Raw genomic sequence first — 302 nt, 5'->3', positions numbered from 1 at the left:
CATCCAGGACGACGTCTTCATCCCCGGCTTTCCAAACCCTTTTCCTGCATCCGCCTTATGTTTCCGGTATCCGTTCCTGCGTTCCTCGTCCTCTTCCTCATTTTCCTGCATGGAATACAGCTTCTCCCCCCGGTCATTTTCCAGTCGTACAACAGAGTTTTTAAAATCCAGCAGGATTCCCCCAGTCTTTCCCTGAAGCTTTACAAAATGATCTCCCAAATGGAATGCAGATCCTATCGACAAAGATGCAAATCCGCCTCCGGAAAGCTCCATATTCAAAAATACCGCATCCTCCTCATCAC

General features: G+C 48.3%; 1 pseudogene. It reads right to left on the bottom strand.

Annotated features, from left to right (window positions below):
• Positions 1-302, bottom strand: a pseudogene (locus tag NE473_RS31200) (Gfo/Idh/MocA family protein); the annotation flags it as partial.

Source organism: Hungatella sp. SL.1.14, from assembly GCF_024460495.1.
Classification (GTDB): domain Bacteria; phylum Bacillota; class Clostridia; order Lachnospirales; family Lachnospiraceae; genus Hungatella; species Hungatella hathewayi.
This window is presented reverse-complemented; position numbering and strand designations above follow the sequence as displayed.